Source organism: Mesorhizobium sp. M7A.F.Ca.US.006.04.2.1 (assembly GCF_004022915.1).
GTDB classification, from domain to species: domain Bacteria; phylum Pseudomonadota; class Alphaproteobacteria; order Rhizobiales; family Rhizobiaceae; genus Mesorhizobium; species Mesorhizobium ciceri.
On the sequence record NZ_RZQA01000411.1, the window covers coordinates 1 to 5582 of the forward strand.

Annotated in this window: 4 protein-coding genes and 1 pseudogene; 2 read left to right on the forward strand and 3 right to left on the reverse strand. The window is 64.6% G+C overall.

Translation table 11 applies throughout. The annotated features are described in order from the left end of the window. Together EN925_RS20980 and EN925_RS20985 are read left to right on the forward strand one after the other, a co-directional pair. Positions 1 to 998 (forward strand): glycosyltransferase (locus EN925_RS20980; protein WP_348630343.1); only part of this gene is annotated, 998 nt, incomplete at its 5' end. A 9-nt stretch (positions 999 to 1007) separates the two neighbouring features. After that, positions 1008 to 2792, forward strand: coding sequence for an ABC transporter ATP-binding protein (locus tag EN925_RS20985; RefSeq protein WP_127385209.1), 1785 nt, complete (start codon positions 1008 to 1010; stop codon positions 2790 to 2792). Positions 2793 to 3080: 288 nt separating this feature from the next. Here EN925_RS20985 and EN925_RS20990 read toward each other — a convergent pair whose 3' ends face one another. The 3 genes and pseudogenes from EN925_RS20990 to EN925_RS21005 all read right to left on the reverse strand — a co-directional run. After that, the gene (locus EN925_RS20990) at positions 3081 to 4547 is read right to left on the reverse strand and encodes a hypothetical protein (RefSeq protein WP_127388468.1); all 1467 of its coding nucleotides are present in this window, start codon (positions 4545 to 4547) and stop codon (positions 3081 to 3083) included. 367 nt (positions 4548 to 4914) lie between these two features. Further along, positions 4915 to 5187, reverse strand: a complete 273-nt coding sequence (minE, locus tag EN925_RS21000) for a cell division topological specificity factor MinE (protein ID WP_024501686.1) — start codon at positions 5185 to 5187, stop codon at positions 4915 to 4917. After that, positions 5184 to 5582, reverse strand: a pseudogene (locus EN925_RS21005) (septum site-determining protein MinD); the annotation flags it as partial. The gene minE and the pseudogene EN925_RS21005, both read right to left, overlap by 4 nt.

Genomic DNA, 5582 nt, shown 5'->3' on the forward strand with positions numbered 1-5582 from the left:
GTTCGACGGCGCTTGGCCCCGCCCCGGCCGGTCCCCGCCCGGAACGAGCGGCGCCGGAAGTCAGCTTCATCATCTGCACGCGCAACCGCGTCGCCGTGCTCGATGCCTGCATCAAGTCGGTGCAAGCCGCATGCCGCGCACATGCCGGCTTCGCCGCCGAACTCGTGGTCGTCGACAACGGTTCGAGCGACCGCACGGCCGAACGCCTGGCCAGCATCGCGGCTGCGTCGGAAATTCCGTTCACGCCCGTTTGCGAGCCGCGCCCCGGATTGGCGGCTGCGCGCAACGCCGGGCTGAGGCGCGCGCGCGGCCGTGTGCTGGTCTTCGTCGACGACGACTGCGCGGTCCATCGCGACTATCTGCGCGATCTGGAGCGACACTATGCGTCCGGGGAACAATGGCTCATCCGGGGCGGCCGTGTCGAGCTTGGCGATCCCCGGGATTTGCCGTTCACCATCAAGCGGTCGTGGGCGCGCGAACGCCTGACGCCAGATGTTCATCCCGGCGGTTTCGTGCTGGGCTGCAACATGACGATGCACCGCGATGTCGCGGCCCGCATCGGCTATTTCGACGAACGCTTCGGCGCCGGCGGACCATTGCGGTCGGCCGAGGATACCGATTATCTCGTGCGCGCGATGCTGCTCGGCATCGCGGTCGAGTATGTGCCTGACATGACGATTTTCCATCATCACGGCCGGCGGGATCGCAAAGCCATCGAAAAGCTGCATCGCGACTACAGCCTGGGCAATGGCGGGCTCTGCCTGAAGCATGTTCGCCACGCGCCCTGGCTGCTTCGCCATTTCTACTGGGCCGCAAGAGGGGCTTTCCGGGAACTGGCGGGAGGACCCGCCTTCGATCGTGAACTCAACCTGCCGCACTGGCCGATCGTCGCCATGAATTTGCTCGGCGCGGCCAGGTTCGCGGTTCTCCTGCTGGTCAGACGGCCGCGAGCCGAACCGGTGCGCCAAGATCAACAAGCCAATGCCCAGGCGAGGTGAAACGCTGTAATGCCAATGCTGCCGCCAAACCTGCCGATGCTGTTCCGGGCGTTCGGAAAGCGGCAACTGCGCCTGCTTCCGGCGGTGGTGATTCTCGGCCTGGTCAGCGCCGTCCTCGAAGGGTTCGGCATCGGCCTGATCATCCCGTTGCTGGGCATCATCATGGGACACGGGGATGCCGCCGGAATGGCAGGCTTCTCCGCCGTCCTCCAGCACGTCGGATCGGGCTTGAGCGAGCGCGACCGGCTGATCGTCATTTCGGCCGCCATCCTCGGCTCGATCATCCTGAAGAACGTCTTCGCCTTCGCCAACACGCTGCTGACGACCTTCATCTCCGGCAAGGCAAGCCATTCCATCCGCAGCGCCCTGTCGGAGCAGCTGTTGCGGGTCGGCTACCCGTTCTTCCTGCGGCAGAGCCCCGGACGCCTGCTCAACATCATCTCCAACGAATCCTGGCGGGCTTCCGATGCGATCCAGATCATGCTGTCGGCCATCGTCAGCGCATCGGCCGCCATCATCCTCCTGGCTTTCCTGCTGCTGCTTTCGTGGCGCATGACGCTTTTGGTCACGCTCGGACTGGCGCTCGTCCAGATCGCGCACGCCGTCCTCTCAGCCAATCTGAAGGAGCCAAGCCGCAGCGTCGCCTCGCGCAACGGCCACCTCGCCTCGCAGATGCTTCACCTTGTGCATGCCGGACGGCTGATCCGCATCTTCGGACAGGAGAACCGGGAAAAGGCGATGTTCGACACGGCGTCGGATGCGGTTCGCCGCGCCTCCTTCGCGCTGCTCGTGCGCCAGGGAGCGCTGCCGCCGCTGACGGAGGTTCTCCACGCCATGCTGTTCCTGGCGGTGGTGATCGGCGCCTGGCTGGCGCAGGTGAGTTTCCCGCTGATCATCGCCTTCGTCATCCTGCTCTACAGGCTGCAGCCGCATATGCGGGCCCTGCAGGGGTCGTGGAGCCAGCTGCAAGGCCTGAGCGGATCGCTTGAGGAGGTGACTTGGCTGCTGGATCCCACAGGCAAGCCGCAACCGCCGCAAGGGGACGGGCCATTCCACGGCCTGCGCCAGGGCATCAAGTTCGACGATGTGACATTCACCTACTCCGGCACGGACCGGCGCGAGGTGGTGCTGCACGCGGCGACATTCGAGATCCGCGGTGGCCGCTCGACGGCGCTGATCGGCCGCTCGGGCGCCGGCAAGACGACGATCGTCAATCTCCTGTGCCGCTTCGTCGAACCGGACACCGGCAGCATCCTCGTCGATGGATCGCCGCTCGACCGGATCGACGCCAGCCAGTGGCGCCGGCACATCGCCCTGGCCAGCCAGGAACTGGAACTGGTCGACGGCAGCATTTTTGAAAACATAACCTACGGCCAGGATGCCGCGACAGCCGGCGATGCCGAGGCCGCCGCAAGACTGGCCGAAGCGCATGAATTCATCGAAAGGCTGCCTCAGGGCTACGAGACCCTGGTTGGCTACAGGGGCGTCAATCTGTCGGCGGGACAGAGGCAGCGCATCGCCTTGGCGAGAGCCCTGGTGCGCGATCCCGATCTCCTCATCCTGGACGAGGCCACCAATGCCGTGGACGGGCTGTCGGAAGCGGCCATCGTCGAGACCCTGAAGTCGAGAGCCGGCCGCCGCACGACCATCGTCATCAGCCATCACCACAGCACCATCTCGTTCTGCGACGACGTGGTCATCCTGAGCGGCGGCCGCGTGAAAAAGCAGGCCCCTTTCGGCGCCCTGGCCTCGCTCAGCATGGACGAGCTTTACCAGCACGAACCGCTCGACTGAGAAGGCGCCGGGCCGGCCCGCGATCTTATCCTGGGCGTGTCTGCAGCCTCCGGCCGGCGGGTCGTCGCAAGGGTTCGAATCACAAGCCAGGGGAATTGCCGCTGGCACCTTCCGTGATCGCACCAATGCCGTGCGGGACCGAGGCGCGCTACCTTGCCTGTGCGGCGGACCTGTCGATCCGCCTGGCCGGTGCCCCATTGGACTTACTCTCCGGGTGAGGTGCCGGCCTCCCATGCACAAAAGAAGGATCTGAAGCGGGTCGCCTGAATCCTTCAGGCGCGACACGCTTCAGGTGGCGGCGTCGACATTCCTGCGCATGCGCCGCCTGCCCGTCGTCCGTGCTTTCTTCGCCATCGCCCCGGCCATCTCGACCACGCCGTCCTCGCGCGGCCTGCCATTGGTGGCCTTGTGGAGCCGCTCATAGGGCAGCAGTTCCTTGATCCGGGCATTGAGCGAGGCGATTTCGGCCTTGAGGTCCTCGCACTCCTGCCTCTGCACGTCGAACTGTATCTGTTCGGACGCTTGTTGCAGCGTCAGCTGAGAAAGGTTGGCGTTCACCTTGGAAAGACTCATCTTGTCGCTTTCGCTCTCCTGGCTCAGCGCGGACAATCTTTCATCGGCGATCTTCTTTTCGGCCAGGGCATCGTTGAGTTCGCTCTTGAGCCTGGCGATCTCGCCCGCGGCTTCGCTGTTTTCGCTCGACACCTGCTCCAGCCGCGATTGCAGGTTCTGGATCTCCGAGCTCAACCCGCGCATTTCCGCCTGGCTGCGAGCCAGCTCGGCTTCCTTGTCGCCTTCCATCATGTGGGCCGCTTCGGTCGTTTCCGACAGTTTCGCCTGTGCCGCCTCGAGCGACTTCTGCAGCCGCATCTCCTCTTTCTCGCTCTTGCCGAGCGCCGCCAGCAGCTCCGCCAGCCGCGCTGCTTCGGTGGCATGGACCGCCGACAGCTCGTCGAGTCTGTGGCGCGCCTGCGATTCCCGCTTCAGCGCCTTGTCGAGTTCGATCGACAGGTTGACGTGCTTTTCGCGCAGCATCTTGCTTTCGCGCAAGCGCCTGTTGGCCTCGACCGTCCTGGCGGTCAGCCGCTTGGCGATGTCGCCGAACTCCGCCTCGCGTTTGGAGCTCGCATTGGCTGTCTCGACGAGTTCCAGCCTGACCGCGGCAAGTGCCGCACGAAGCGTCTCCCGGTCCTGGACCAGGCTTGTCTCGCGCTGCTGCAGCGCTTCGAAAGCGCCGTCACGCTCGCGCAGCTTTCGCGTCGCGTCGTGCAGCTTCTCCGACAGAGCCCTCTGTTCGGCGGCCAGGGCGGCATTGGCGACCTCCAGCTCGTTGGCGCGCAGGATGTCGCTGTGCAGGATGTTGAGGAATTCGCGCGTCAGATGGTGTGAGGTGCCGATCTCCGACAGCTTGTCGTTGATCTCCTCCAGATAGTCCCTGGCGTCGTGGAAGAGTCCCTCGAAGGCGCTCAATGCAGCCAGCCGGGTCTGTGTATGGGCGGTCAGTCTTGGCGCGGTTTCGGAACTGTCCGCAGCGCCCGCATCCTCGGCATTCCCGGCATTGTCGTCATTTGCCGCATCGGCCTGGGGTGGCCCGTCATCGGATGCCGCCTGGGCATCCGGCACATCGTCGCTCTCTGGCGGCGCCAGGTCGTCGGCGTCGAGACTTGCATCCAGCGCGTCCGCCAAATCGATCTGCAGGTCCTGGATTGCTTTATCCACGTCTTCAGCACGCTTGATCAGGCCTCTGAAGTTCATCACCAAACTCCCCTTACGCATACCTCGCTTAGAACTTAATAAATTGCTAATATATCCTTACATCCGCTGCTTGCGCAGGGGAAGCCCCGTCGGCACAAAGGTAAATTTGGGACATTTTAGGGGTTTGGACGGCGCGAGCGATGCGGTGCGAGGGTGCGAAGCCGGTTCTGCCGGCGGGACAGCGCCCCCTCTGTCCAGCCGGACATCTCCCCCACACGGGGAGATTGGACGTCATGCGGGCTTTCGCCAATCGCCAACGTTGCAAGAAGAACTGAAGCGCAGAAATTGCCAATCTCCCCACTTGTGGGGGAGATGTCCGGCAGGACAGAGGGGGGCGCGAAGGATCGCGGCTCCCCCTAAGTTGCCCTCACCCCGCCATGGCCAGCGGCACGGCGCTCTTGTTGGGGATCTGGATGTCGATTTCCAGCGTCGACATGGTCTCGCCGCGGTCCATCGAGACCTGCAGATAGTCCTGGTCGATCTGCACATGCTTGGCGATGACGGCCATGATCTCCTCGCGCAGGATGGAGACGAGGTCGGGCTGGCTGCGGTTGCGGCGCTCATAGGCGAGCAGCACTTGCAGCCGCTCGCGCGCCACCGGGGCGCTGGAGCGCCGCTTGAAGATGTCGAGCAGGTTCATGCCGCCCTCCTTCCCAAAAGACGATCGAGGAAGCCCTTGCGCTCGAAGGGCACGATGACGGGCAATTCCTCGCCCTCCAGCCGCCTGGCAGCGTCGATATAGGCCTTGGCAGCGGAATTGAGCGGCTCCGACAGCGTCACCGGCGAACCGAGGTTGGAGGCGCGCAGCACGTCCTGGCTTTCCGGAATGATGCCGAGCAGCGGCACCGACAGGATTTCCAGCACGTCGTCGATGGACAGCATCTCGCCGCGCGAGGCGCGCGCCGCATCGTAGCGCGTCACCAGCACATGCTTGGCGATCTGCTCGCCCTGCTCGGCCCGCAAGGTGCGGGCGTCGAGCAGGCCGATGATGCGATCGGAATCGCGCACCGACGACACTTCCGGATTGGTGACGAT